The following is a 26,780-nucleotide window of genomic DNA, read 5'->3' as shown; positions in this document are numbered from 1 at the left end:
TTGAGGCAATCAGATGGCTATGACAGTCCATTGCGATATCGTCAGCGCGGAAGGGCAAATCTTCTCCGGTCTGGTAGAAATGGTGATTGCACACGGCGAACTCGGTGACCTGGGTATTGCCATGGGCCACGCGCCATTGATCACCGGTTTGAAGCCAGGTCCGATCACTCTGACCAAGCAAGGCGGGGAACGGGAGGTGTTTTACATCTCCGGTGGTTTCCTCGAGGTTCAGCCGAACATGGTCACGGTACTTGCCGACACCGTGCAACGTGCTGCTGACCTGGATGAAGCCTCCGCTCAGGCTGCCGTCAAGGCTGCTGAGAAGGCCCTGAACGAAAGAGGCGCAGATTTCGACTACGGTTCTGCTGCCGCTCGTCTGGCCGAGGCCGCAGCTCAGCTGCGTACCGTCCAGCAGATCCGCAAGAAGTTTGGCGGCTAAGCCGTTACGCCTCATGCGTGATTGATTAAAAAGGGTAGCCTCGGCTACCCTTTTTCTTTTTTTGCAAAACACTTCTCTGGTCTGAAGCCGGACCGCCCAGGATTGGTAGCCATTCATGTCTCTAGAAATCGTCATTCTCGCCGCTGGCCAGGGCACCCGCATGCGTTCGGCCTTGCCCAAAGTGCTGCACCCGGTGGCCGGTAACTCCATGCTTGGCCATGTTATCCACAGCGCCCGGCAACTGGCCCCGCAACGCATCCACGTCGTCATCGGCCACGGTGCCGATGTGGTGCGTGAACGCCTGGCCGCGGATGACCTGAATTTCGTATTGCAAGACAAGCAACTGGGCACCGGCCACGCTACCGCCCAAGCCGTGCCGTTCATCAAAGCCGACACGGTGCTGATCCTCTACGGCGACGTGCCCCTGATCGAAGTGGAAACTCTGCAGCGCCTGCTCAAGCACGTCGTGCCCGGCCAGATGGGCCTGCTCACCGTCGAACTGGATGACCCTACCGGCTACGGCCGCATCGTGCGCAACGCCGACGGCAAGGTCGCCGCTATCGTCGAGCACAAGGACGCCAGCGACGCCCAACGCGCCATCACCGAAGGCAACACCGGGATTCTCGCAGTGCCGGCCAATCGCCTGGCGGACTGGATGAGCCGTTTGTCCAACAACAACGCCCAGGGCGAGTACTACCTGACCGACGTGATCGAAATGGCCGTCAACGATGGCTTGCTGGTCGCCACCGAACAGCCCCACGACCCGATGGAAGTGCAGGGCGCCAACGACCGCAAGCAACTCGCCGAACTGGAGCGTCACTACCAACTGCGCGAAGGCCGCCGCCTGATGGCCCAGGGCGTGACCCTGCGCGACCCGGCGCGCTTCGATGTGCGCGGTGAAGTCACCGTGGGCCGGGATGTGCTGATCGACATCAATGTGATCCTCGAGGGCCGCGTGATCATCGAAGACGACGTGGTGATCGGGCCGAACTGCGTGATCAAGGACAGCACCCTGCGCAAGGGCGTGGTGATCAAGGCCAACAGCCATCTCGACGGTGCGGTGATGGGCGAGGGCAGCGATGCGGGGCCGTTTGCGCGCCTGCGTCCCGGCAGCGTGTTGGAAGCCAAGGCCCATGTGGGTAACTTTGTCGAATTGAAAAACGCCCATCTGGGCGAAGGCGCCAAGGCCGGCCACCTGACGTACCTGGGCGATGCGGTGATCGGCGCGCGGACCAACGTCGGCGCCGGCACCATCACCTGCAATTACGATGGTGCCAACAAGTATCAGACGACGATTGGTGAAGACGTATTCATCGGCTCCAATAACTCGCTGGTTGCACCTGTAACCATCGGTGATGGCTCAAACACCGCAGCGGGTTCAACCATCAATCAGGATGTGGATAAGTCCCAGCTTGCCGTGGCCCGCGCCCGTCAGCGCAACATCGACGGTTGGAAACGCCCGGTGAAAATCAAAAAGAGCTGAGTTATCCACAGTCTTATCAGCAACAAATAGCCAATGTGGGAGGGGGCTTGCCCCCGATGGCGACGGTCCAGTCAAAGCACTTAATGACTGACACACTGCTATCGGGGGCAAGCCCCCTCCCACATTAGCCCTTCGCCAGTTTCAAAAATTTGCGGCATGCTGCTTGACGATCTTTCGCCAATAGGTTTTTATTGCCTTCGTTATCTTTCGAAACGAAACATAAAGTCACCATGTCGAAACGAAATACACCCCAACGACGCCACAACATCCTGACCTTGCTCAATCAACTGGGCGAAGTCAGCGTGGATGAATTGGCCAAGCGTTTCGAAACCTCGGAAGTCACCATCCGCAAGGACCTGGCCGCCCTCGAAAGCAACGGCCTGCTGCTACGCCGTTACGGTGGCGCGATCACCATGCCCCAGGAGCTCGTCGGCGACCCTGCCCAGCCGATCTCGGTCTACAAGCGCGCCATCGCACGTGCCGCCGTGATGCGCCTGCGCGAACACGCACGCATCATCATCGACAGCGGCAGCACCACCGCCGCCATGATCCCCGAACTGGGCCACCAGCCCGGCCTGGTGGTGATGACCAACTCCCTGCACGTGGCCCGCGCCTTGAGCGAGCTGGAACACGAGCCGGTGCTGTTGATGACCGGCGGCACCTGGGACCCGCATTCGGACTCGTTCCAGGGCCAGGTCGCCGAGCAGGTGCTGCGTTCCTACGACTTTGATCAACTGTTCATCGGCGCCGACGGCATCGATCTGCAGCGCGGCACCACCACGTTCAACGAGCTGCTGGGCCTGAGCCGCGTGATGGCCGAGGTTGCCCGTGAAGTGGTGGTGATGGTCGAGTCCGACAAGATCGGCCGCAAGATTCCCAACCTGGAACTGCCCTGGAGCAGCGTCCATACCCTGATCACCGATGATCGCCTGCCGCATGAGGCCCGCGACCAGATCCAAGCCCGCGGCATTACGCTGATATGCGCGGCAATCATCTAGGAGAAACACCATGTGTGGCATTGTTGGCGCAGTCGCTGAACGTAACATCACCCCCATCCTGATCGAAGGCCTCAAACGCCTGGAATACCGCGGCTATGACAGCGCCGGTGTGGCGGTCTTCACCAACGCCGGCAAGCTGGAGCGCCTGCGTCGTCCGGGCAAGGTCAGCGAGTTGGACCAGGCCCTGGCCGGCGAACCGCTGGTCGGTCGCCTGGGCATCGCCCACACCCGTTGGGCCACCCACGGTGCGCCGTGCGAACGTAACGCCCACCCGCACTTCTCTGGCGACGTGGCCGTGGTACACAACGGCATCATCGAAAACCACGAAGCGCTGCGTGAACAGTTGAAGAGCCTGGGTTACGTGTTCACCTCGGACACCGACACCGAAGTCATCGCCCACCTGCTCAACCACAAGCTCAAGGACCACAACGACCTGACCGCCGCCCTCAAGGCCACGGTCAAGGAACTGCACGGCGCCTACGGCCTGGCCGTGATCTGCGCGAGCCAACCCGACCGCGTGGTTGCCGCACGCAGTGGCAGCCCGCTGGTGATCGGCCTGGGCCTGGGGGAAAACTTCCTCGCCTCCGACCAACTGGCCCTGCGCCAGGTCACCGACCGCTTCATGTACCTGGAAGAAGGCGATATTGCCGACATCCGCCGTGACAGCGTGGCGATCTGGGACGTAAACGGCAATTCCGTCGAGCGCGAAGCCGTGCAATACCGCGACGGCGCCGAAGCGGCCGACAAGGGCGCGTTCCGCCACTTCATGCTCAAGGAAATCCACGAGCAACCGGCCGTGGTGCAACGCACCCTGGAAGGTCGCCTTGGCGACAAGCAAGTGCTGGTCAACGCCTTCGGCCCGCAAGCCGCCGAGCTGTTCGCCAAGGTGCGCAATGTCCAGATCGTGGCCTGCGGCACCAGCTACCACGCCGGGATGGTTGCGCGTTACTGGCTGGAAGAACTGGCCGGCATCCCGTGCCAGGTCGAAGTCGCCAGCGAATTCCGCTACCGCAAGGTGGTGGTGCAGCCCGACAGCCTGTTCGTGACCATCTCGCAGTCCGGCGAAACCGCCGACACCCTGGCCGCCCTGCGTAACGCCAAAGAGCTGGGCTTCCTCGCCAGCCTGGCGATCTGCAACGTCAGCATCAGCTCCCTGGTGCGTGAGTCCGACCTGACCCTGCTGACCCAGGCCGGTCGCGAAATCGGCGTGGCCTCCACCAAAGCCTTCACCACCCAACTGGTCGGCCTGCTGCTGCTGACCCTGTCCCTGGGCCAAGTGCGCGGCACCCTGGCCCCCGGCGTCGAAGCCACCCTGGTGGAAGAACTGCGCCGCCTGCCGACCCGCCTCGGCGAAGCGCTGGCGATGGACAGCACCGTAGAAAAAGTCGCCGAGCTGTTCGCCGACAAGAACCACACCCTGTTCCTCGGCCGTGGCGCGCAATACCCGGTGGCGATGGAAGGCTCCCTGAAGCTCAAGGAAATTTCGTACATCCACGCCGAAGCCTACCCGGCCGGCGAACTGAAACACGGCCCATTGGCCCTGGTGGATGACGACATGCCGGTGGTCACCGTCGCGCCGAACAACGAACTGCTGGAGAAGCTCAAGTCCAACCTGCAGGAAGTGCGCGCCCGCGGCGGCCAACTTATCGTCTTCGCCGACGAGAAAGCCGGCATGGTCAATGGCGAAGGCACCCACGTCATCAACATGCCGCACATCCACGACACCCTGTCGCCGATCCTCTACACCATCCCGCTGCAATTGCTGTCGTACTACGTCGCCGTGCTCAAGGGCACCGACGTTGACCAGCCGCGCAACCTGGCGAAGTCGGTGACGGTGGAGTAATACGGCTGGCGCCGGAAGGCCCGTCTGGTTTTGAACAATAAAGATTGACACAAAACAATAAAGTTTGACACTGATGAACATAGATTGACACAAGGCTCAACCCCCCGTATCTACAGGGGTTTTCCTTTCCAGGCTTTCCCTTTGGTCTGGATTCATCGCTTCAACTTTCAGCGGGTGTAGTCTGGAAAATGTTTTGAATACGGCCGCTTTGGCAGTCGTGTCCTTCTACGACTTTTTCTCGACGCGAGGTGAAGCGGTCCGCATCGACTGAGGAGGCGTGGGTTGCGAGGTCGTAAGTTTGCATCACAGCAGGACATTGAACGGCACATTGCAAATGGATTTGGCGAAGGCGCCGGGGCAAGCTACGTGCCTTGGCTGCGGGTACAAGATGTCCCGTCGATAGGTCGTTCGCACAAGATTCAAGGTGTGAAGATCGAGAGAATTCATCACCTACTGTCAGATCTCGAGCGTTCGTACTTCCTTGTGTGTGAATTTTCTGAAGACGTCGTGGATATCCGAGAGCAATACCCTTTACTACCCACAGAGCGTGCGCAAGCGATAGCGTCGGCGATAGCTGTACGCTATCCAAGATACCCTAGAACAACACTGCCTTATGTGATGACAACAGACTTCCTGTTAACTGTTAAAGACCCGAGCGGAAACTTCAAATCGGTAGCTAGGACGGTGAAGTATCGTTCCGATTTAATTGGCAACAGAAGTAAAAGAACGCTTGAGAAACTTGAGATTGAAAAGCGCTTTTGGGAAAGCCAAGGTGTTGATTGGAAAATCGTAACAGACGAGTTTTTTACACGAGATTTGATAAAAAATATTGGACTAATCAGGAGATACTCGAAGCTCTCTCGTGATTTAATGAAACTGCCGTTGCATTCGAATTTTATTGAGTGCCTAGTGAACAGCCGGGAATATTCGTGGACCTTGGCCACCTGTCTAAGAAAAATAGCATCCCTTCTGTCAATTTCCTATATAGACGCTCAAGCAATTTTCTTTCATCTGGTTTGGACCAAGATACTGAAAATAGATTTGGTTAACACTCCTCTCCATCTTACTGGTCTAGTTCCTGACTTCGAAGTTTCCGCGAGCCCTGTCCAAGTATCGTTGAAGGAGAAAATGTCATGACTGTTCTCGTTAATGACGTTTTCGAGCCTGTAACCGATCTGTCGGTCATCTCTACGATAGCCAGGCTCCTTTACCAGGATGAAACGCGTGACTTAGCAGTTGTGATAGATCTAGCTGACCCACCCCGGCAGCCGTACGCGGTTGGTCTGGAGGAGCTGCGTCGCTCGATAGCATCTGGTCACACCAAACCAGCAGCCATCACCACGCCCGAGTTTATGCTTGTGCTTGAGGAACAGTTGGATGAGAGAGCCAAGCAAGGCCGGGACGAAAAGTGGGCCGTTATCGCCCCTCTATTAGATCCTGAATACCCGGGACAAATATTTGTACGAGGTGAGTTAGGCCGGCTTGTTAGCAGACGGGCGTCAGAGCTCGGAATCCAGCGGAAAACGATCTATCGGCTTCTTTACCGATATTGGTTTTATGGTCAAGTTCGCAACTCATTGCTTAGTAATTATACGGCGGTAGGTGTTGCGGATAGAAAATATGATCCAAGTAGGCCACCAGGGCGAAAGCCTAAATTTCAAGGCGTTCTTACTTCGCCTTCCAAGATGCTTAGTGCGGTTGATAAACGATGCATCCGTGTTGGGTATGCTCTATATGTAAGAGATAAGAAATCTTCTATTTCGAGCGCATATGACGAAATGTTGAGACGATTCTACTCAGTTCGAGACATCTCTAAAAACAGTGAAGAAGAGCTTCGTTTGTTGCCTGGTTCAGAACTCCCCAGCTTGAGGCAGTTCCAATATTGGGGACAGATTTTTTTCGACGAGATTGAAACCGAGCGTGGCCGTAAAGGATTGAGGAGATGGTTAAAAGACTGCCGTCCGCTTTCAGGTACCGTTCGCGATTGGCTGCGTGGACCCTGTCATCAGTTCGAGATCGACGCGACTATTGCCGATATTTATTTGGTCAACAGCTACTCCAGGCGGATGCTCATTGGCCGGCCCGTAGTTTATATCGTTGTGGATAGCTTCTCCGGAATGATTGCTGGTCTCTATGTAGGATTGGAGGGCCCTAGTTGGAATGGGGCCAGGCAAGCGCTGTTCAACGCATTTACCTCCAAAGTCGAGTTCTGCGCTCAGAACGGCGTCGAAATCAATGCAGATGATTGGAATTGTCACCACCTGCCCCACCAGATTTACGCCGACCGAGGAGAGATGCTGTCACTCGCAGCAGAGGGGCTATCGTCAGGATTGGGAATTGAGATGGGCACTGCTCCGCCTTATCGGCCGGATTGGAAGCCTATGGTGGAAAGTCGGTTTGGCATTTTGAATGATTTGACGGGTATCAGATGGCTACCTGGCGGGGTAGCAGCGCGAGACAAAGAGCGAGGCGAGCGAGACTACCGGCTCGATGCCACGCTGAATCTCAAAGAGTTCACCCAAATCCTCATCAAGTGCGTACTCCACTATAACGGGCACCATCGACAGCCTGAACGACTGACTCAGGCGATGATGAATGACGGCGTTGAACCTACACCCAACGGGATATGGAATTGGGCCTGCGACAACGACCTGATCGAATCCAACAAACGTCCTGACGAGCTGGTTTACCTCCATCTCTTGCCTCGCGAGCGCGCGACCGTTCAAAAGGGCGGGGTGATGTTTCGCGGCATGCACTACGTGTGTGATATGGCCATAGAGAAAGATTGGTTTGCCAAGGCTCGCAAAGGGGGCGTTTGGTCAATAGAGTGTTGGTTCGATCCGAACTCTGCGGCACACATTTGGATTCAGGGAGAGGCCAAGCAGTTTATCCGTTGTGATCTTCGACGATCGGATGCCGGTTACGCGAATTACCGCTCGGACGAGATTTTTGATCTGCTCGAAGCCTATCGCCAAAAACCGCCTACTCGCCGGCGAGCCGAGCTGGAAAGCCGTGTGCAGCTTAGCGATCAGGTCCACCAGATCATCAGTCATGCACTCGCAGAACGAAAACTGGAACCTGCTCCGCCCACCAAGGCAGAGGCCACTGGAAACATCCGCGAGAACCGCGCAGAAGAACGTCTCCGTGAGCGTGAAAATGCTGTTGTTCCTGAAGGCGTTAGGGCGGAGCCAGCTTCACTTCAATCTGAATTGACACCGAAAGCGCATGATTCATATGCCGGCGAGCGCACTGCGCAGGTTATCGATTTGCTCAAAAGAATTCGGCCAGGACAGGCAAAATGAAAGGTGCACAGACGTTTGCCAATTACGTCAGACAGGACATTAGTGAGTATGCGGGTAACCCGCTTATCGAAGCTTTGCCTCCGATATTGTCGGAGGCGGCGGCTGTTGAGCTGATCTCGAATTTTCCTCAGCCGGTGGATCCGAAAGAGCTGACGCTCGAAGGAGCCACTCGAATTCACTGTATCGACCGGCTAAGAACCGTGGTACAGCCGTTTTTGCTACATCTGGAACTGGAGGCCCTGTTCTCACTGCTCATTCGTCGAGGGTATGTTGGGCGTAACCCGATGTCGCCCGCTACCGTCCGGCATTTGCATTCTTTATCTGGGGCTCAGCGTTACCACGATGCGTTCAAGTCCACTGCAGAAACGTTTACCGTCGTTGGCCTGAGCGGCATTGGCAAGTCAACGGCACTCCACGCCATTTTGAGCCTTTATCCACAGACAATCCGTCATGAGCGCTATGAAGGAAAGCAGTTTGTTCATACCCAAATCACATGGCTGAAGCTTGACTGCCCTCGGGATGGATCGCTGGCTGGATTTTGTCAGCAGTTTTTTTATGCGGTGGGTGACGCTCTGGGAGACAAGGACTACCACAAGCGCTACAGGCATCGAAACATCAATGATGCGCTGCAACAAATGGAGCAGGTGGCCAGCACGTTTTTCATCGGCGCCTTATTGATCGACGAGCTGCAAAACCTCCACCTGGCGAAAACCGGTGGTAAGGAGAGCATGCTGAATTTTTTTCTGCATTTGGTAAATAACATTGGGATCCCGGTCGTTTTCAGTGGCACGAATTCGACGATTAGCCTGTTCTCAGAAGCCATGCGGACTGCCCGCCGAGTCTGTGGTGCCGGCACGCTCGAATTCAAACGATTCGAAAAGGATGATGAGGAGTGGCGGTTGTTGGTCGAAAATCTCTGGAGCTATCAGTGGTGCAAGCAGATTGCTGAGCTGACCGACGAGATTTTTGACACGCTGTATGAGCACACTCAAGGCGTCACAGATTTCTTGGTCAAGCTGCTGGTATTGAGTCAGCGTTATGCGGTCCAGAGTGGCTCGGAGTGTTTGACTGCTGAGATCCTGGTGAAGGTAAGCAACTCAAAAATGCAGATTCTAAAGCCAGCCCTTTCAGCTCTGCGTAGCCGAGATCCGAAGCGGATGCGACAGTTCGACGATTTGCTGCCGATCGAGGATCAGCTGAGCGAAATGATGGTCTTCGATGGTTTGGCACGAGAGGATCGCCTTGCCTTGCTTCGAAGCGTTGTATCCCGTGAGAAGCCGGCAGACCCATCTCCAAGCATTCTTGCGAAAGACCACCCATCGCCGATTGCTACTGCTGTGGAAAACTCAGAGGCTAAAGCGCTTAGCGAACATGACGCTCCTCTCGAAGCTCTGCGCGCTTCGGGCTGGCTCAACGAGGACCTTTTTGAGTTCTCACCGATGTATCACAAAGCGTGAGTCGGAGGGTGGTGAAGTGCACCTTAAACTCCATTTCTTCCCTGCCGCGTTTCCCGACGAGACGCTGCACAGCGTGATTTCTCGCTATGCCCGTCTTTGTGGTGTTCGTAATTGCCAAGCAGCATTTGCCGGACTGAAATCGGCGGCAGCATTTTCGCAAAATGTGGCATTCCCGAGTCACTTAGGGGATTTTGTCGATGCACTACCCAGCGGTACCGAGCTATCGGTAGCCGAGGTCCTCATGCGCCACACATTATTACCCTACTATGCGCCGTTTTTGAGGATGAGCCAGGTTGAACACGCTCGGACGCTGATGACCGCTGATGGGAAAGGTTTGATGTTAAAGCTGGGCGTCAACGCGAGCCGTATTGGATTCGCCTCCCGAGTGCGGTTATGCCCAGAATGTATCGCCCAAGATCAGGCTCAACGGGGAGTTGCTTACTGGCACAGGGTACACATGCTTCCAGGCGTGCTGGTATGTCCGCATCACGGCACGTCACTCAGGATTCTTGATCCTCGCTGGTCCAGCCGCAGCTCTCGACAACTTAATCTGCCGAGTGATGAGAATGTGCAAGCACACACGGTACTTCTCGACACCCCGTTGCGGTGTATGCCGCCGCTTCACGAAATAGCGTTGCGTTCGCTTCAGGTCATAGAGTCTGAAGTCAATGCTTTGTCGGCGGAGGCGGTGCGCTACACGCTTTTACAAAGGGCGACGCAGCTCAACCTTGCCTCTGATAACCATCGCTTGCACCTGCACATGCTGGCGCAGCACATGGCCGATTTTTTTGCCGCACTCCCGCGTGAATGGGAATTTTCTATACTCGGAGATGTTCGTGCAGGTACACCCGCCTCATGGGTCACGAAGCTGCTTCGTACGCCTATAACCTCCCACCATCCGCTCAAATACATTTTATTGGCCGGTGCTCTGGGCATTGAAATGGTGAGCTTGCTGCATGGTCAATGCCCAGTGAAACAGGCGGTGGCATGTGATCCGAAAGCTCACATTCGGCTTCTCGCGCGCCTTTCTCCGGTGATGCCTAGTAAAGGCCTGGACTGTTCGTCAGCCGCTGTGTGGAAACATGCTCTTGAAGGAGCTGATGCCAAAAAGATCGCTGCCGTTCTAGGCGTTTCATCAGCGTATGTCTATCGTCACATCCGAAATGTACCCGGTGGGCAAGATGCTTGGAGGGAGGCACGATTTCACATTGAGCTATGCGCAAGACGCGCGGCTTTCGAGGCTGATTATCGATGTTACAAAGCACATGCATGCAGGGGGTATGCATGGCTGTATCGTCACGATAGACAGTGGCTTTCGGAGTCAACTGCAAACCCAAGCCCACATCGTACGCCTCGTCTAAATAGCACCGAAATGTTCGCTGCCCTCGATGCGAGACTGGCCGGCGAAGTCCGTCAGTGTGCCGATACGCTTTATGCTCTCGCGGGTAAGCCTGTCCGCATTTCGCGTACCAGGATTGGTCGGGAGCTTCATGTTCTTTCTCGCTTCGAAAAGCAGCTCTGCAAGCTTCCTCTCTGTGCAGCAATGCTCGAAAAAGTATGTGAACCAATCGAAGGCTTTCACGATAGGCGTCTGCGATGGGCTAGACGCCAATTGTTCTCGGAGGGCAAGCCTATATCACGTTCTTCGCTCTACAGGGTCGCGAGCATTCGGCCCCCGCTGTAATCCAGCCGGGCATTCCCTCTATCTAAAAAAAGTTCTAAATCAATTCACCGTGAACACATTGTTTTTCTGTTAATGAAAATTTACACCCACCAGAATAGCGCCGGCATACGCTGGATGATCACAATCATCATCTAAAACGTATTAACCCGCGATCACCCGAAATAGTTTTGCAATCGCCATTGGCTGACCTACACGGGTTATCGATACGTGTTCTGTATTTCAAGCAGTACGGGCGCGGCGGGGTTTAGATGAATTTACTACGATTCAAAGTTGAGCGGCTGTGTAATTTCCAAATCCAGACCGGATACAGAATTTTACGGGTTGCATATATACTGCCCCCGGATGCACGTTCTCTTCGACCCCTACCTTTAATTGGTAAATGATGTCTGATCTATTATTTTTTCCCGTGTCGATGCCGGATGAAATGCTGCACTCTCGTGTCACCCGCTATCACTATCTGTCAGGCAATAGAACCGCGGCAGAAACCTACCGCGATTTGTTCGCATCGAAACCCTTTTGCATTGGTGGCATCGTACCCAAGCAGATCGAGAGGCTCGCGCACAGGCTGCCGGGGCAATCGGAGAGCAATCTCGCAGAGCTGATCAGTAGCAATACTACTTTTCCTGCTTACCGGCCGTTTCTTGGGGTTAAGCAGGGGCCGGAGAACAACGAAGGACCGCTGGGTTATGACGGGGTGGTACGGGTGCCCCGCAGAGAAGAGTCCACCCATGGCAAGGCTAAGCTTTGTCCTACCTGCGTTCAGGAAGATTTGATTGAGCGGGGTTCTGCCTACTGGCATCGATCTCACCAGATACCCGGTGTTGCCGTCTGTTGGCGTCATGGCGACGCATTGATCCATGCCTGCCCCGAGTGCTCTCGCCCGTTCTACCGTAAATTGAAACTGCTTCCCAATCTGACTGAGCCATGCGCATGCGGCTGGAGCCCGTTAAACAGCGCAGCAATACACAAGGGTTCAAAGATGGAACAGAAAGTCGCTCTGTTCGCACACGATATCTTGCAACGCAATATTCCTCCGATAGGCAGCACGGTATTGAGTTCGTGCTACGTCCGCCAATGCAAGAAGCGCGGATTCATTTTCGGAAAAAATGCGGGCATTGCGAAACTATTCGACAGCATCCAAAGCGCTTACGGCGATGAACTTTTGGCGCAGATTGATCCAGCCTACAACAACGGAAAGCATGAGCAATGGATCCGGCTCAAATCAGATAAAGGTCAGCTAAATATGCCGCTCGCGCGGCATTTGATCATTGCTCTTCATTTGTTTTCCAGTGCAGATAACTTTGAAGAGGCTCTGAAGAATGAGTCTATCCTGCTGAGTGCCTCTGTTTCTACGCGAGTTCCCAAAGGCGAACAATCGCTTCCTAACCAAAAAACTAGATATCGCCAAAAAATTGAGTTGCTTTTAGCGCTGCGTACCGACGCCGATGTCGAGTACCTCTGGAAGAAGGCGTACAAACCTACGCAATGGATTCTAGAAAATGATAACGCATGGTTAATGGCAAAACTCCATGCACCTAAAAAACCTACAGTTACGGTCGAAAAGTCCGTCGACTCAAGAGACGGCGCCTATGCAGCCCTTATCGAAGCGGGCGTAGATGAGCTGTATAAAGTTACGAAAGATCCGAAGAGAGTGAACATTCGGAATTTGCAATCGCTACTCCCAGGTTCGTTACCTCATGAGCTGGATCTACGCAAGCAGAGGTTCCCCCTTACTTATCAACAGATCAAGATTCATCAGGAGTCAGTATGGCATTTCCGTCTAAGAACTTTGGTGTGGACTGTCTCTGAACTCATCAGGATGAAGCTCCCCGTGAATTACTCGACGGTAAGATTGACCTCAGCGGTATCAAGCAAGGTTTTCCTGGTTTTTTCCAGTTTCTTCGAGTGGGATCTGGAAAGCCTGGCCAGAACAGGGGTCGACGCAGAGGCCTTGCTCAGATCTACCGGCGTATCAAGGGATTGGGAGGGACCACCGGTTTCAATAAGCTTTTGAGGGCATCTGTGTTCCGTTAGCTTCTGCCAACCTTTGGTGATAACAAAAATGCCATCTGGCTTGAAAGCGTAAACGCGGAGTAGGGTCCACCTTTCACATTAGTAACCTTCGCGGCAGCTTTCTGAAAGCTTTCACTTGTTACTCTTTAACTCAGAAAATTGAGCTTTAGGAGAAAATCATGAAAGCAATGACAGCAATGAAAGCGTTTTGCGCCGCTTCGATTTTGACCTTATCTTCATTAGCCATGGCTGAAGGAGGCGGTGACCGTGTGTATGGTCGGATGATGCAAGAGAACCAACAGGCAATGGAGCAGTACGCCTTAGAAAACGGAAAGGCGTTACCTGAAGTTGTTCATTATGAATATGGAATGAACCTTGATGTCCAGAAGGTAATCAGTACCACTCAGGCCAATAAAACCTGCGGCGTAGCCCCTTCGCGCATGACTTATGAAGATTCGGCGGGCAAGATCAACACCTTGGAGTACATGGTCATGGGCACAAACTGCCCGCACGGAAGCTAGTAGAGATAAGCGATGTCTGCACCAGACTACTCGATATATTTTTAGGCATGCTTACTGTTCGCTGACATAGAAGTAATTTTCAGGTCACGCTGGAGTTATCTATTGTATGAAATTATGTCTGCCGGCGCGTAGAGGAAACCCTCACGTGCCGGTGGCTTTTATAATGATAAAAATATTTCACAAAGAAACTCTGCCAAGCTAAAGCCTGGAGTGTTAAATGAACAATAAAAGCTTTTACAGTCTTTCTCTCATTGCCCTTGGCATGAGCATGGGGCAAGTTGCAGTGGGCGTTGAACAAAAGCCTGAAGGGTTCATTGAGGGGAGCACCTTTAGTATTCTCAATCGAAATCTTTATTTCAATCGAGATTATCGAAAAGGCCAGTCAAGTCCTACGGGCAATGGCTACTCAGCAGAGTGGGCTCATGGCATTATCGGTCGTTTTGAGTCTGGTTTTACACAAGGCGCCGTCGGGTTCGGCATCGATGCGTTTGCAATGGAAGGCCTCAAGCTTGACTCAGGCGATGGTCGCTCGGGAGCTCGAAGTTCAGTCGATGTCTTGCCGCACAACAGTAAAGGCCAACCTGAAGACTCCTATTCAAAAGTAGGCGGCGCCGCAAAGGTCCGTTTCCTGGATACAGTCGTCAAGGTAGGGGATGTCTTTCCGTCGACTCCTGTCGTGGCGTATGGGGATTCCCGACTCCTCCCGGAAAGTTTCCGTGGTGCAACGTTTACCAACACCAGCATCAAAGACCTGACCCTTCAGGGTGGTCGGCTGCATGCGATGAGCCAACCCAACTCCAGTGGCATGCGTGATGGCTTTTCGACTTTCTACGCCGGGGCGGTTGATGCTCCGTGGATTGCTTATCTAGGGGGCGATTACACCGTCAATGAGCACGTAGGTGTAAGTCTTTACACCAGCCAATTCAAGGATGTTTGGAACCAGTATTACGCGGGCACCACATTGAGCTATCCACTCTCAGACAGCGTATCGCTGATCGGTGGCTTTAATTATTACCGAGCCGTTGATGAGGGAAAAAAACTTCTGGGGAGCTTCGATAACAACATCTGGAGCGGCAAGACCGGGGTCAAATTCGGAGCTCATACGGTGACCGTCGGGTATCAGCGTAACAATGGCAACGACGACTTTGACTACCTACGTCAATCAGATTCGATTTTCTTGGATAACTCTATTCAGTACAGCGACTTCAACTCCCCGAAAGAGCAATCTTTGCAGCTACGCTATGATCTAGATATGCAGGCTTTCGGCATCCCCGGTCTTAGCTTCATGACTCGTTACGCGAAGGGTTGGGACGCGGACTATTCCAACGCGAACAGCGTGTACATGCGTCGCGGAGCGGATGGTGCCCCATTACAGGACCAAAAGCGTTGGGAGCGAGACATTGAGGCTAAGTACGTCATCCAGTCAGGTTCTCTGAAGGATATGTCTTTGCGTGTTCGCCAGGCAACGACACGAGCCACCGATTTCGAATCTGATTTGGACGAGGTCCGACTGATTGTCGAATATCCACTGCAACTCCTTTAACGGGCGCTAGCCCTCGGCATCAGGTGTCCGATTACCAGATACACCCCGTCTCTTTGTTTCTCCTTTGGTTTTGGAGACGGCTTAGGCGCCCTAGTGGCGCCTTTTTTTGTGGACTGTCGTTACAGTTTATTTGTCTTAGCCGTCGTTCCAGTGTTCGCACTATGGGGCCAACTACTGTACTGAGTCGCTTTTGCGGAAGATGACGTCTTGCTTGAGAGGCCTCATAGCCTATCCCTGAGTTGTACGGGGTTCTGCGCGATCCAAGGCTAGGGCATTCAGATAATCCTACAGACACCCGCCATCTAAGCGTGACTGAGGGGCGTATCTGCTCCTCGACTTTATTGGTTTTGCCCAGCAAAACGATATTGTTTCGATTGCAGATTTTATTGCAGCAACGCTGCCGGTCGGAAGGCTTCCACGGCACGCTTGTATGGTTCGTTGGAGCATGTGATGATGCACTCAATATAGGCAGGGGGGGTATGGTATGGGTCATTTGAGATCAAGCAAAGACAATCTTCTTAAACGCGTGAAGCGCATCGCTGGGCAGATCCAGGCGATTGAGCGAGCACTCGACTCTGATGATGACTGCTCCAAAACCTTGCTTTTGGTCGCTTCGACCCGTGGCGCTATTAATGGGCTGATGGATGAAATCATCGAAGATCACGCTCGTGAACACGTCGCGAATCCCACACTCAGCAACGAAGAAAGAGCGAAAGGCGTCGATGAGCTTCTCGAAGCCATTCGCCGCTATTCCAAATAGGATTTACCCAAATGAGTAATGCGTACATCGACTTTTCCCACGACCATATGTTCCTTGGGAAATCACATGAAGAAAACGCAAAGCGAACCTTGTGGGTAGTGGCTCTGACCGTCGTAATGATGGTTGCTGAAATCACTGCCGGTTATCTCACTGGCTCAATGGCATTGCTGGCAGATGGTTTTCACATGGCAACGCACGCCGGAGCACTTGGCATAGCCGCAGCTGCTTACGGTTACGCAAAAAGACATGCCTCAAGTGCGCGCTACAGTTTTGGAACTGGCAAGGTGGGAGACCTGGGTGGCTTCGCCTCTGCTCTGATTTTGGGACTGGTCTCCTTGGGAATTGCCGGAGAGTCGCTATTTCGTCTCTTTCAACCGACTCAAGTGCAATTCGGAACAGCGACTTTTATCGCAATTGTAGGATTAGCAGTGAATGTGGTGAGCGCGCTTTTGCTGTCTGGTGGTCATGATCATCACCATGGGCATGACCACGGCCACGATGAATCTCACCATGCGCATGGTCACGACAATAATTTGCGCTCTGCTTACGTTCACGTCATTGCAGATGCACTGACTTCGGTTCTGGCCATCGCAGCACTGCTTGCTGGTCGATACCTTGGCTGGGTATGGCTCGATCCTGCAATGGGGATTGTGGGTGCAGTTGTCATTGCGCGCTGGGCTTGGTCGTTGATGCGGGTGACTGCGGGTGTATTGCTCGATCAGACAGATGATCATGTCGCTGAAGAGATTCGTGAACTGGTTGAGCAACCGGGAGATGCTTCGATCATTGATCTTCATGTCTGGCAGGTGGGGCCGCAAGCCCGCGCTGCGATTGTGAGTGTTCTGGGCAGCCCAGCAGTGAATGCGGAAAACATACGAGAACGGCTTGCAACGGTTCATGAGATCACTCATTTGACAGTTGAGTACCGCACGAAGTTGGTCGCTGATTCACCCGATCAGCTCGCCGTGCTTGCTTCGCAATGAACCCGTAGCACGTAGAGTTCGACGAGAAATTGAACAATGGCCAAGGACATCGAAAATCCCTGTATCTCTGTTTGCCAGCTGAACAGCGAACTGTGCGTCAGCTGCGGTCGCACCAAGGAAGACATCAAAAAATGGAAACGAATGAAGCGTCCAGAAAAAATGGCCTCTGTACAACGGGCGACCCTGCGCCTGAAAAGCCTGCAAAAAAAGAACTCTTAAACCACCGTCATTTACATTTTCAACTTTTTCAGCCGAGACAGATGTCCTGGTTTGGGAGGGCAAGCTGAGGGGCAACGCCATTTCCAAACCGATCACTATCGCGGTCAGCAATCTGCTGCGCAGTGCGTGTCACGGCGTCATCACCAATTACTTGAACTCATCTAAAATTGTTATTGAGGACAGCGGTGCGGGGTTATCCGATGTGGTTTAAGTGCGCCTGTACAACTGTTGCTGATCGTCCTTGGCGAATTGTTTGAGAATAATGTCGACAGAGCAAGTCCCACTGCATGGCCATGAACGGTGACCATGCTGTAACGGGATGGATCGGGGGGGTTAGTTTTCGGGGTATTCAGCAATGACCTGATCTGTGCCAGCTTTGTTCCGGCCGATGATCTGGTAAGCCTCATGCACTCCGTCGACTTCCATTCCTGGAGAACCTGCTGGCATACCAGGGGCGGCGATTCCGAGAAGGTCGTCACGTTTGCTCATCGCAATTATTTGCTCGGCAGGCACGTGACCTTCAACAAACTTTCCGTTGATCATCGCAGTGTGGCAAGACGAGAGTCGTGGAGCGACCCCCAGATCTTGTTTGACAGCACTCATGTTGGTCTCTACATGATCTATGACGGTGAAGCCATTGGCCTCAAGATGCTGAATCCACTTCTTACAGCATCCGCAGTTAGCATCTCGGTGAACATCGATGGCCAACGCCTGTGCTGCTTGAGCGGTTGAACCGATGAACAGTGCGGCGAACGTTGCGATACGCAGAAATCGACTTGAGAGTCGGAAGCTACCTGTCATGGATATTTCCTTTTCCCTTGGCGGCGGCGAGATGAATGCCGCTGCAAAGGTTTGGTTGAAGGTATTATATTTGAGTCGGGGAGCCGCCCCCCTGTTATTCAAAAATCGTAGGGCTTTTGCTCAAACCACTCAGAACCACATCCGAATACCGGCTACAAATCGAGCCTCGTTGGTCTTTTCCCCTTCATCGCTGGCCAGGTCGGCGGTCTTGCCGTAGGAGCGATTCCAGGTAACCCCGACATAAGGGGCAAATTGGCGAACAATCTCGTAACGCAACCGGAACCCTACTTCGGTGTTGGCCAATCCAGATCCTATGCCGCGCTGGGGATCATTTTTTCCATACATGTTTACTTCGACTGTCGGCTGTAAGATCAGGCGATTTGTCAGCAGGATGTCGTAATCGCCTTCAAATCGAGCAGCGGTTTGACCGTTTTCACCGATATAGGCAGTCGCTTCAGCTTCAAAGTTATAGAGGGCCATGCCCTGAATACCGAGCGCTCCCCATGTTTGAGGCGACCCGGGTTTGAAGTCTTGCCGAACGCCCGTGACGACATCCCACCATGGACCGATGGCGTGCCCCCAGAGTGCTTGGAGTTCGGCGTTTTCCGTCACGCCATTGGTACGTTCACCTTCCGAACGCAGCCACAGGCGATCAACGTCACCGCCGATCCACCCTTTGGCATCCCAGGCCAACGCACTCCCGTTGTCAGCGTCTTGGTACTCAAACTTATCCAGAAGGATGAACGAGTTGATTTTTTTGTCGTGTACACCATGACCTGCCACATCTGGAAAGGCGGCTGCACGGTCAGCGTCGGTAAGTACGGGGACAGGGGTTCGGCTTGTGGTCGTAGCCCCTCCAGCCATGCTTTCCATACCGTCCATTTGCCCGTCGTCCATGCTCATCTTGCTGTGATCCATGGCCCCCATCTTGTTATGGTCCATAGTTCCCATTGAGCCGTGGTCCATCTTGGAGTGATCCATTGCGCCATCTTTTGCTTTGGCTGGTTTGGATTTCTGCGCAGTTGAAGGCTTCGCGTTCGCACTTGATGGCATCGCCATCGACGGATCCATCTCCTCAGCAGCTTGGGCCATGAAGAAAAATGCAGGACTGGTAGAGACTGCAAGTGCCATCAACGTTGGGCGTAAAAATTTACTGGTCATGATCTCAATCTGCCTTTTTGGTTTTTTGGTCATGATCCATCGACTCATGGCTCATCTTGCTATTGTCCATTGCCCCGTGATCTAGCTTCGAATCGTTCGCCGTCATTGCTGGCTTGTCCGTTGCTGTAGCAGGAACATTGGTTGAATGATCGCTGCCATTTTCTTGTGCCAGCACCATGGGCGGGAGTCCACCCAGCAGGCCAACGGCAAAGAGGCAACCCACCAGGGAATTACGATTAAGGTATGTGCTCACAGATCGTCTCCTTTACTCATCAACCCGTACTTCACGGAACATGCCCATTTCCATATGGAAAAGCAGGTGGCAGTGATAGGCCCAACGGCCTAAGGCATCAGCGGTAACTCGATAGCTGCGTTTGGTACCTGGCGGCATATCGATCGTGTGCTTGCGCACCATGAACTTGCCGTTCTCATCCTCGAGGTCACTCCACATGCCGTGAAGGTGGATGGGGTGGGTCATCATGGTGTCGTTCACCAAGGTGATGCGCAGACGCTCACCGTACTTCAGGCGAAGCGGCTCGGCGTCAGAGAATTTTATGCCGTTAAACGACCACGAAAACTTCTCCATGTGACCGGTCAAATGAAGCTCGATGGTACGATTTGGCTCGCGGCCGTCAGGGTCTTGGAAAGTGCTTTTCAAGTCGGAGTAAGTGAGCACTCGACGACCATTATTCCGCAAGCCTATTCCAGGATCGTTTAGTTTTGGCGTTGGATTCATGGCTTGCATGTCAACCAGGGGGTTGTTGGTTTCGGAGGCAGGGTGTGTCTGCATTTCTCCACCCATACCGCCCATGCCAGCCATCCCTGACATATCACCACTACCCATTCCAGCCATCTTGCTGTGGTCCATCCCGGCCATGCTGGACATGTCGCCTTTGTCCATGCCCGCCATCTTGCTGTGATCCATACCCGCCATGTTAGTCATGTCACCGCTGTCCATGCCGGTCATCCCGGTCATGTCGCTTTGGTCCATACCGGTCATCTTGCTGTGGTCCATGCCAGCCATGCCCGACATTTCACCTGACTTCTTCTCGGCGCCGCCCATACCGGCCATGCTGCCATGGTCCATACCAGCCATACCGCCCATCCCCATGTCATCCATAGTGACGATTGGACGTGGATCTATAGCAGGTACCTGAGCAACTAGCCCTTCACGAAGTGCGAGGGTTCCGCGTGCATAACCCGTCCGATCCATAGACTGGGCGAAGATGGTGTAAGCCTCTTCACTGGCAGGCTCTACGATCACGTCATACGTTTCAGCTACGGCGATGCGGAATTCGTCAACGCTCACTGGGTTCACGTGTTGGCCGTCGGCGGCCACAACGGTCATTTTCAAACCAGGAATGCGGACGTCGAAATAGCTCATCGCCGAGCCGTTGATAAAGCGTAGGCGTAGCTTCTCACCCGGCTTGAAAATACCGGTCCAGTTACCGTTGGGCGCCTGGCCATTCATGAGATAGGTGTAAGTATCTGCGCTGACGTCTCCAAGGTCGGTTGGGCTCATGTTCATTTCAGCCCACATCTTCCTGTCAGCTACTGTTGCTGACCAACCTTGCTTACTGACATCGTCGATGAAATCACCAACAGTGCGTTTATGGTGGTTGTAGTAGCCCGACTGTTTCTTAAGCTTGGCCATGACACGACTAGGATCTTCATCGGTCCAGTCAGTCAACATCACCACATAGTCGCGGTTGTATTGAAAAGGTTCAGGCTCTTTCGAGTCGATAACGATTGGTCCGTAAACCCCTGCCTGCTCCTGTAAGCCCGAGTGGCTGTGGTACCAGTACGTACCATTCTGATGAACCTTGAACTTGTACTCGTACATGCCGTCGGGTGCAATGCCATGGAAACTCAAGCCAGGTACACCGTCCATATTGGCCGGCAGGATGATCCCGTGCCAATGGATTGAGGTGTCTTGGTCCAGGCGGTTTTTTACACGCAGAGTGACCGTCTCTCCTTCGCGCCAACGCAGCAAAGGTCCTGGCAATGATCCATTGATAGTCATGGCTGTTCGCGGCGAGCCGGTTATGTTTACCGGGGTTTCACCAATAAACAGATCAAATTCATTGCCGGTGAGTACGCTCGGCAGACCAGGACTTGTCACCGCCCATACAGGAGTGCGCCAAAGGCCAAAGCCGCCGAGAATGCCACCAGCGGCCAAGCCTTTTACGAATGTCCGTCTAGAGGTTTTGGAATGCATGCCGTTTATTTCCAATCAGTCAAAAGGGAAGCCGTGCGAAACAACCGATCATGAGTTGCCCGGATCAGCTTTGCCCACCGTCACAAAAGACAAACTCTTACGGCAAGCGAGTTCAGAAATTGCCACATTTAAACCACCGCAGTGATTACATTTCTGTCAGCTTGGAGGGCCCAGCTATTTAGCAATTCTTGTGGTCCATCGCCTTGGCTTTGCTTTCAGCGACAGGAGGTTGGGCATTTTGCGTTTGAGCCACTCGGTACGATTCCATCGAATTATTCCTGGCCACTTCCATGCGTGCGAAAGTCCGGTCACCACCGCCTTCAGCCATAGCCAAAGAAGAAACGGTCAGAGCAGCGATGACGAACAAGGTTTTGATAGGATTCATTTGGGGTTCCTCGGATGAGTATTGATGCCCCCTGAATCCACATCAATCGTTGACTCTAAGAGGTGAGCTTGAGGCTCAATAGGACTATAAGACTCATCCCCTGACAGGAAGCTTAGGCCAATATTACAGTTGTGTCAGGTTGCGATATTTCTCTTGAGATACAGAGTGAATAGTCCGTAAGGTCTAAGCCATCCAGCGTCACATAACCGCCATTTACTCTTTAAAACTTACCTGTGCGGTTGTGTAATCTTCCGGTCACTTTCGCGGAGGTTTGACGTTTTTTCGTTCGCACTTGAATTGTATCTCGACTCGGATGCACTACGTTAAGCACTTGAGTGTTCGATATAGGTGGGAATGCTAAATGGCAGCGTAACTTAGCGTAACTAAAGGTGGCCACCGGTGAGTATTAATTTTGAAAAAGCGCTTGGCTCCGCAGAAAGAGCATTACTTTTTCGCAGCCAACGAGCTGAGGTGCTTAGCAATAATATCGCTAATGTCGACACTCCTAACTTTAAGGCCAGAGATTTGGACTTTTCCGCTGTCCTGGCTAGCCAGACAAAAGGAGGTTTTGCTACTCCGTTCTCTTTGAAAACAACAAACCCAAAACATATTGCCGTAAACGAATTAGCAAGTGATATTCACAGCGGCGCTTTGCTTTACAGCACGCCGAACCAACCTTCCATTGATCAAAATACTGTGGATCAACAGGTCGAGGTGGCAAAATATACGGAAAATTCGATTCATTTCGAAACTGCTTTTACTCGATTGAATGGAGCATTTAAGGGGCTACTTAAAGCTCTACGAGGTGACTAATAAACCTCACCCAGCGAGGGAATCAGCGCCTCAGGCGCTGATTTGGGAAGGGAAACCGAGTGCTTCCACAGTTTTACGGACCTGCTCTGGGGGTTCGCTGCTTTCAACGGTTACCTTACCTGCCGCGCGATCCACGGAAACCGTAGCCTTGCTGTCCAGTGACTGAATTGCTTTGGTGATTTTGCTGACGCAGCTACCGCAACCAATGCCTGATACGTTTAAGACGAACATGGTTATTCCTCTTGTGCTGAGCGGTCTCTTTTCACCGCAACACCAGCATCAACGTTGACACAATGGCAAGGTCAAGGGTTATGTATTAACGGGCTGCGAGCATCGGTTACGCTCAATCTATTCGGGTATTCCTCAGTCTCAAAGCATTGAAAACTACAGATGCAGAACTGACGCTCATGGCTAACGCAGCGATCATTGGCGACAGAAGGTGCCCCGTCAGTGGGTAGAGCAGGCCTGCGGCGAGGGGGATACCCATTGAGTTGTAAAGGAAGGCGAACCCCAAGTTTTGCCGCATGTTTTTCACCGTTGCAACCGAAAGTGCCCGTGCTCGTAAAATCCCCATCAGGTCGCCTTTTACCAGCGTGAGCTGCGCGCTATTCATCGCGACGTCAGTCCCTGTACCCATGGCAATGCCCACGTCTGCTCGCGCCAAGGCCGGTGCGTCGTTGATACCGTCGCCGGCCATGGCAACCTTTCGACCGGATTGCTGGAGGTCCGCCACCAGGCGCTCCTTGTCCTGAGGTTTCACTTCACCATGAACCTCTTCAATACCCATCTCCCTGGCGACAGCACGTGCGGTGGTGAGCCCGTCTCCGGTGGCCATGATGATTTTTACGTTATCAGCCTTAAGCTTGGTGACTGCTTCTTTAGAGGTCGGTTTTATCGGGTCTGAGACCGCCAGTAATCCTGCCAAGACCCCGTCAACTGCTAGATAGATGATGCTGATGCCTTCAAGGCGCAACAACTCTGCACGGTCTTGTAAGACCTTAGTGCTCACGCCGGCAGCTTCCATCAGTGCAGTGTTGCCCAGCTGTACTTTCTTACCATCAACGAGGCCACTGACTCCAATCCCTGACCCGGACTCAAACGATTCAGGCTTGGTGAGCGCAACATTTTCAGTTCGGGCGTGATCGACGATGGCATGAGCCAAAGGGTGTTCGCTGCCTTGATCAAGGCTAGCGGCCAGTTGAAGAACATCGTGTGGGTTGAAATCTGGTGTGGCCTCCACACTGTGAAATACCGGCCGTCCCTCTGTCAGGGTCCCAGTTTTATCGACAATCAGTGTGTCGATCTTGCAAAGGTTTTCGATGGCTCTGGCATCCCTGAACAGCACACCCATACTGGCGGCTTTACCCGTCGAAACCATGATCGACATGGGCGTTGCGAGACCCAGTGCACAGGGGCAAGCGATGATAAGTACGGCGACAGCGTTGATCAGGCCGAAGACCCAGCTGGGTTCTGGGCCGAATAGCCCCCAGCCTAAGAGTGTCAGCAACGCAATCGCGATAACCCCCATCACAAAGTAGCCGGCAATCGAGTCGGCCATTCGTTGCATTGGCGCTTTGGAGCGTTGGGCTAGAGCGACCATTTGTACTATCTGCGACAGCATGGTGTCGGCGCCGACCTTTTGCGCCTCCATCACCAAGCTCCCATGAGTATTAAGCGTGGCGCCGATCAAACTATCCCCTGCTCTTTTCATTACCGGCACAGGTTCACCAGTGAGCATGGATTCATCCACCGCACTTTCTCCCTCGAGTACGGAGCCATCAACTGGCACCTTTTCACCAGGTCTGACCCGCAAATGGTCTCCCAAGTGAACATGGGTAAGAGGAATGTCTTCCTCCTGACCATCGGCGTTGATCTTGCGTGCAGTCTTGGGAGACAGGCCTAGAAGGGACTTAATGGCGGCGGAGGTTTGTGAACGTGCTTTGAGCTCAAGAATCTGCCCAAGCAAGGTGAGCGAGATGATGACCGCAGCGGCTTCGAAGTAGACGCCGATGCGTCCATCTTGCATGAAGGTGGTGGGAAAACTTTGGGGAAATAGGGTTGCCGCGACGCTGTAAAGATAGGCTGCGGCAGTCCCCAGCCCAATCAGAGTCCACATGTTTGGACTGCGATTTCTAACAGATGCTATGGCCCTTACAAAAAAGGGCCAACCTGCCCATAAGGTGACCGGCGTCGCCAGAGCGAACTCGATCCAGTTTTGAACCGAGCCGTGGAAGAATTGTAATGAATGACCCGCCATGGCTAGAAGGGTCACTATCACGGTTAAAGGCAGCGACCACCAAAAGCGGCGAGCGAAATCCCGGAGCTCGGTTTTGTCATCGTCATCTAGCGCGGGCATGACCGGTTCTAATGTCATGCCACATTTAGGGCAATTGCCGGGCCCTGGCTGTCTTATTTCCGGGTGCATAGGACAGGTAAATTCAGTGGCTACTTGTAGCACAGGCTCTGTAGCGGAGATGCTGGGTTCAGTGCTGGGATGATTACCACTGTAGTGGTCTGGATCTGCCCGAAATTTCTCTTGGCATTTCTGGCTGCAAAATTGATACATCTGTCCCTGATAAGACTCGCCAAATTTACTTGGAGGCGTAACCGCCATACCGCACACCGGGTCACGTAGATCACCGTCAGGGGGCGAGGCAGCGTGGGCGGGACCGTGATCGTGATGGCTCGGTGTAGTGGGCATAGCTATTTTTCGTCCTTGTTGGTTGCTGCCTGATCGCCATGATCATGTCCGCCATGTCCATGCCCAAAAAAATGCATCAATGGACAGATCAACAGAATGAGATAGGGCAAATACGGATAAACGTGGCTGAAATGTTCCCGCACCACGTAGAAGGCACCGATCGCGATGAGCATGATCAGTACAACGCCTGTTTTGCGCCTCCAAAATGGAGGGGTGGTGCTTCCAAACGGATGCTGATGGTTATTCATGATCTAGACCCCAGTGTGAGCGAGTTGCTCTGATCTCTGCCTCAGAGCGTAGTCAACTCTCGCGTCGACGCGGTTTTAGCTGTCAGCTCAGGCTTACTTCAAGTCAAATTGACCGACCATCCCCGACTGGTAATGACCTGGCACGTTGCAGGCAAATTGAAGTCCGGCGCTGTTGTTGAAGGTCCAGATCAACTCCTTGGTTGCTCCTGGCTCGACCAGCACGCTGTTCGGGTCGTTATGTTCCATTCCGACCATCTTCATCCCTCCCATGCTGTGGCCCATGTTGCCCGTCATCTTCCCAGCACCGATGGGTGTAAGCGTTCCATTCTGGAACATGCTCGCCATTTCTTTTTGGTGCGCCGCATGAGCAGCGGCCTGACCGATATTGAACTCGTGCAGCAGCGCCCCTTTGTTGTGAAGTACAAAGCGAACTGTTTCACCGGGCTTTACGTCGATGTTTTTAGTTTTGAAGAAAATATCACCCATCTCCACATCAACCGTGCGAGTAACCTCAGAGGCGACTCCAGGCTGGCCAATATCCTCTTTCCCATGACCTGCGCTGGCCATCGCTGTAGCACCGAAGAGTAGGGTGATTGCCGCAATAACTGGGGTAATAAGCTTATTTTTCATGGTGACCTCGTGGGTTAAGAGCGAATCACTGGCTATGCTAAAGGGGCGGAGCTGCCACTTAACTGACCTGAACACTACATTTCTGTAAGTTTTCAAAAGAAAACGCGGCGCCCGAATGACGCCGTGTTTAGAGGACCGGTTCAAAAAACCAATGAGACCTGGTTGGTCACTGATGGTTTTCAGAAAGCATCAGTTTGTGCTCGCGCTGCATTTGGCTCAAAACGTCATCAACCATAGCATCGTGTTTTTCCATCCAGGCGAGGTGCTGCTGAGGTGACATTGATGCGTTTGGGTGATCTTGATGGAGCTGGCTCATGATTTCGCCCAGCATTTTCATATGCTCGGCCATGTGTACATGGCGCTGTCCTTCAGGGGCTTTTTCAGCTTGTACCAAGGTTGCTTCTGCTTTGTCGCGCAGGCTCTCCATACGCTCCGCGATCCGGTCTGCGCCACCTTCAGCCAACGCAGAAGCCGAGACGAGTATCGAGCTCACAAAGAAAAGGACTTTTAGGCGATTCATAGGACAGCTCCTTATGGATTTATTTTCCGGCTCCCTTAGGTTTCATGCTGAAGAGTCG

The 26,780-nt window shown here is 53.3% G+C and carries 25 protein-coding genes; 15 read left to right on the top strand and 10 right to left on the bottom strand.

The genetic code is table 11. From position 1 onward, the window contains the following. The first annotated feature begins 13 nt into the window (after window positions 1–13). From ACP7E3_RS03245 to ACP7E3_RS03180, 14 genes are all read left to right on the top strand, one after another. Complete coding sequence (locus ACP7E3_RS03245; protein ID WP_046381581.1) at window positions 14–439, top strand: F0F1 ATP synthase subunit epsilon; 426 nt, start codon at window positions 14–16, stop codon at window positions 437–439. A 115-nt stretch (window positions 440–554) separates the two neighbouring features. Continuing rightward, entirely contained in the window at window positions 555–1,922 is a 1,368-nt protein-coding gene (gene glmU, locus ACP7E3_RS03240) for a bifunctional UDP-N-acetylglucosamine diphosphorylase/glucosamine-1-phosphate N-acetyltransferase GlmU (protein WP_046484441.1), read from the top strand. Window positions 1,923–2,152: 230 nt separating this feature from the next. Next, window positions 2,153–2,920, top strand: coding sequence for a DeoR/GlpR family DNA-binding transcription regulator (locus ACP7E3_RS03235; RefSeq protein WP_026140274.1), 768 nt, complete (start codon window positions 2,153–2,155; stop codon window positions 2,918–2,920). Between the two features lie 10 nt (window positions 2,921–2,930). Further along, window positions 2,931–4,763, top strand: coding sequence for a glutamine--fructose-6-phosphate transaminase (isomerizing) (gene glmS, locus ACP7E3_RS03230; protein ID WP_057004918.1), 1,833 nt, complete (start codon window positions 2,931–2,933; stop codon window positions 4,761–4,763). A 282-nt stretch (window positions 4,764–5,045) separates the two neighbouring features. After that, on the top strand, window positions 5,046–5,900 hold the full coding sequence (locus tag ACP7E3_RS03225) for a TnsA endonuclease N-terminal domain-containing protein (RefSeq protein ID WP_010567715.1): 855 nt from the start codon (window positions 5,046–5,048) through the stop codon (window positions 5,898–5,900). Beyond that, on the top strand, window positions 5,897–8,065 hold the full coding sequence (locus ACP7E3_RS03220; RefSeq protein ID WP_010567714.1) for a Mu transposase C-terminal domain-containing protein: 2,169 nt from the start codon (window positions 5,897–5,899) through the stop codon (window positions 8,063–8,065). Before ACP7E3_RS03225 ends, ACP7E3_RS03220 begins: the two co-directional genes overlap by 4 nt. Further along, a complete protein-coding gene (locus ACP7E3_RS03215; RefSeq protein ID WP_017848908.1) occupies window positions 8,062–9,522 on the top strand; it encodes an ATP-binding protein in 1,461 nt (486 codons plus the stop codon). The genes ACP7E3_RS03220 and ACP7E3_RS03215 overlap by 4 nt, the downstream gene beginning before the upstream one ends. A gap of 16 nt (window positions 9,523–9,538) precedes the next feature. Continuing rightward, entirely contained in the window at window positions 9,539–11,206 is a 1,668-nt protein-coding gene (locus tag ACP7E3_RS03210; protein ID WP_081610198.1) for a TnsD family Tn7-like transposition protein, read from the top strand. A gap of 382 nt (window positions 11,207–11,588) precedes the next feature. After that, entirely contained in the window at window positions 11,589–13,220 is a 1,632-nt protein-coding gene (locus tag ACP7E3_RS03205; protein ID WP_232591053.1) for a TnsD family Tn7-like transposition protein, read from the top strand. A 187-nt stretch (window positions 13,221–13,407) separates the two neighbouring features. Further along, a complete protein-coding gene (locus tag ACP7E3_RS03200) occupies window positions 13,408–13,740 on the top strand; it encodes a DUF2790 domain-containing protein (RefSeq protein WP_026140268.1) in 333 nt (110 codons plus the stop codon). A gap of 217 nt (window positions 13,741–13,957) precedes the next feature. Beyond that, window positions 13,958–15,283 (top strand): OprD family porin, encoded by a 1,326-nt coding sequence (locus tag ACP7E3_RS03195; RefSeq protein ID WP_010565095.1) that lies wholly within the window; start codon window positions 13,958–13,960, stop codon window positions 15,281–15,283. A gap of 484 nt (window positions 15,284–15,767) precedes the next feature. Continuing rightward, window positions 15,768–16,043, top strand: a complete 276-nt coding sequence (locus ACP7E3_RS03190) for a metal/formaldehyde-sensitive transcriptional repressor (protein ID WP_010565096.1) — start codon at window positions 15,768–15,770, stop codon at window positions 16,041–16,043. 11 nt (window positions 16,044–16,054) lie between these two features. Next, window positions 16,055–17,026: a CDF family Co(II)/Ni(II) efflux transporter DmeF gene (gene dmeF, locus ACP7E3_RS03185; RefSeq protein ID WP_010565097.1), complete on the top strand. Its 972-nt coding sequence runs from the start codon at window positions 16,055–16,057 to the stop codon at window positions 17,024–17,026. Between the two features lie 36 nt (window positions 17,027–17,062). Next, window positions 17,063–17,245, top strand: coding sequence for a DUF1289 domain-containing protein (locus ACP7E3_RS03180; protein WP_010565098.1), 183 nt, complete (start codon window positions 17,063–17,065; stop codon window positions 17,243–17,245). A gap of 333 nt (window positions 17,246–17,578) precedes the next feature. Here ACP7E3_RS03180 and ACP7E3_RS03175 read toward each other — a convergent pair whose 3' ends face one another. The 5 genes from ACP7E3_RS03175 to ACP7E3_RS03155 form a co-directional block, all read right to left on the bottom strand. Then, window positions 17,579–18,046 (bottom strand): DUF411 domain-containing protein, encoded by a 468-nt coding sequence (locus ACP7E3_RS03175; RefSeq protein ID WP_010565099.1) that lies wholly within the window; start codon window positions 18,044–18,046, stop codon window positions 17,579–17,581. 129 nt (window positions 18,047–18,175) lie between these two features. Further along, entirely contained in the window at window positions 18,176–19,240 is a 1,065-nt protein-coding gene (locus ACP7E3_RS03170; RefSeq protein ID WP_017848904.1) for a copper resistance protein B, read from the bottom strand. Next, window positions 19,212–19,460, bottom strand: coding sequence for a hypothetical protein (locus ACP7E3_RS03165; RefSeq protein WP_130926104.1), 249 nt, complete (start codon window positions 19,458–19,460; stop codon window positions 19,212–19,214). Before ACP7E3_RS03165 ends, ACP7E3_RS03170 begins: the two co-directional genes overlap by 29 nt. A gap of 12 nt (window positions 19,461–19,472) precedes the next feature. Further along, on the bottom strand, window positions 19,473–21,425 hold the full coding sequence (locus tag ACP7E3_RS03160) for a copper resistance system multicopper oxidase (RefSeq protein WP_016963499.1): 1,953 nt from the start codon (window positions 21,423–21,425) through the stop codon (window positions 19,473–19,475). Window positions 21,426–21,603: 178 nt separating this feature from the next. Next, entirely contained in the window at window positions 21,604–21,810 is a 207-nt protein-coding gene (locus tag ACP7E3_RS03155) for a co-regulatory protein PtrA N-terminal domain-containing protein (protein ID WP_010565102.1), read from the bottom strand. A 399-nt stretch (window positions 21,811–22,209) separates the two neighbouring features. Here ACP7E3_RS03155 and flgB point away from each other — a divergent pair, with 399 nt between their 5' ends. Next, entirely contained in the window at window positions 22,210–22,623 is a 414-nt protein-coding gene (gene flgB, locus ACP7E3_RS03150) for a flagellar basal body rod protein FlgB (RefSeq protein ID WP_010565103.1), read from the top strand. 30 nt (window positions 22,624–22,653) lie between these two features. Here flgB and ACP7E3_RS03145 read toward each other — a convergent pair whose 3' ends face one another. From ACP7E3_RS03145 to ACP7E3_RS03125, 5 genes are all read right to left on the bottom strand, one after another. Next, entirely contained in the window at window positions 22,654–22,854 is a 201-nt protein-coding gene (locus tag ACP7E3_RS03145; RefSeq protein WP_010565104.1) for a heavy-metal-associated domain-containing protein, read from the bottom strand. Window positions 22,855–22,966: 112 nt separating this feature from the next. Beyond that, window positions 22,967–25,324, bottom strand: a complete 2,358-nt coding sequence (locus ACP7E3_RS03140; protein WP_080943238.1) for a heavy metal translocating P-type ATPase — start codon at window positions 25,322–25,324, stop codon at window positions 22,967–22,969. Between the two features lie 2 nt (window positions 25,325–25,326). After that, window positions 25,327–25,572, bottom strand: a complete 246-nt coding sequence (locus tag ACP7E3_RS03135; protein WP_026140267.1) for a DUF2933 domain-containing protein — start codon at window positions 25,570–25,572, stop codon at window positions 25,327–25,329. Window positions 25,573–25,665: 93 nt separating this feature from the next. Next, window positions 25,666–26,202 carry a cupredoxin domain-containing protein gene (locus ACP7E3_RS03130; protein WP_010565107.1) on the bottom strand — a complete coding sequence of 179 codons (537 nt, stop codon included), beginning with the start codon at window positions 26,200–26,202 and terminating at the stop codon, window positions 25,666–25,668. A 166-nt stretch (window positions 26,203–26,368) separates the two neighbouring features. Next, window positions 26,369–26,722: a co-regulatory protein PtrA N-terminal domain-containing protein gene (locus ACP7E3_RS03125; protein WP_010565108.1), complete on the bottom strand. Its 354-nt coding sequence runs from the start codon at window positions 26,720–26,722 to the stop codon at window positions 26,369–26,371. Window positions 26,723–26,780: the final 58 nt, after the last annotated feature.

It is taken from the genome of Pseudomonas sp. PSPC2-3, assembly GCF_049898265.1.
Classification (GTDB): Bacteria; Pseudomonadota; Gammaproteobacteria; order Pseudomonadales; family Pseudomonadaceae; genus Aquipseudomonas; species Aquipseudomonas veronii.
This window is presented reverse-complemented; position numbering and strand designations above follow the sequence as displayed.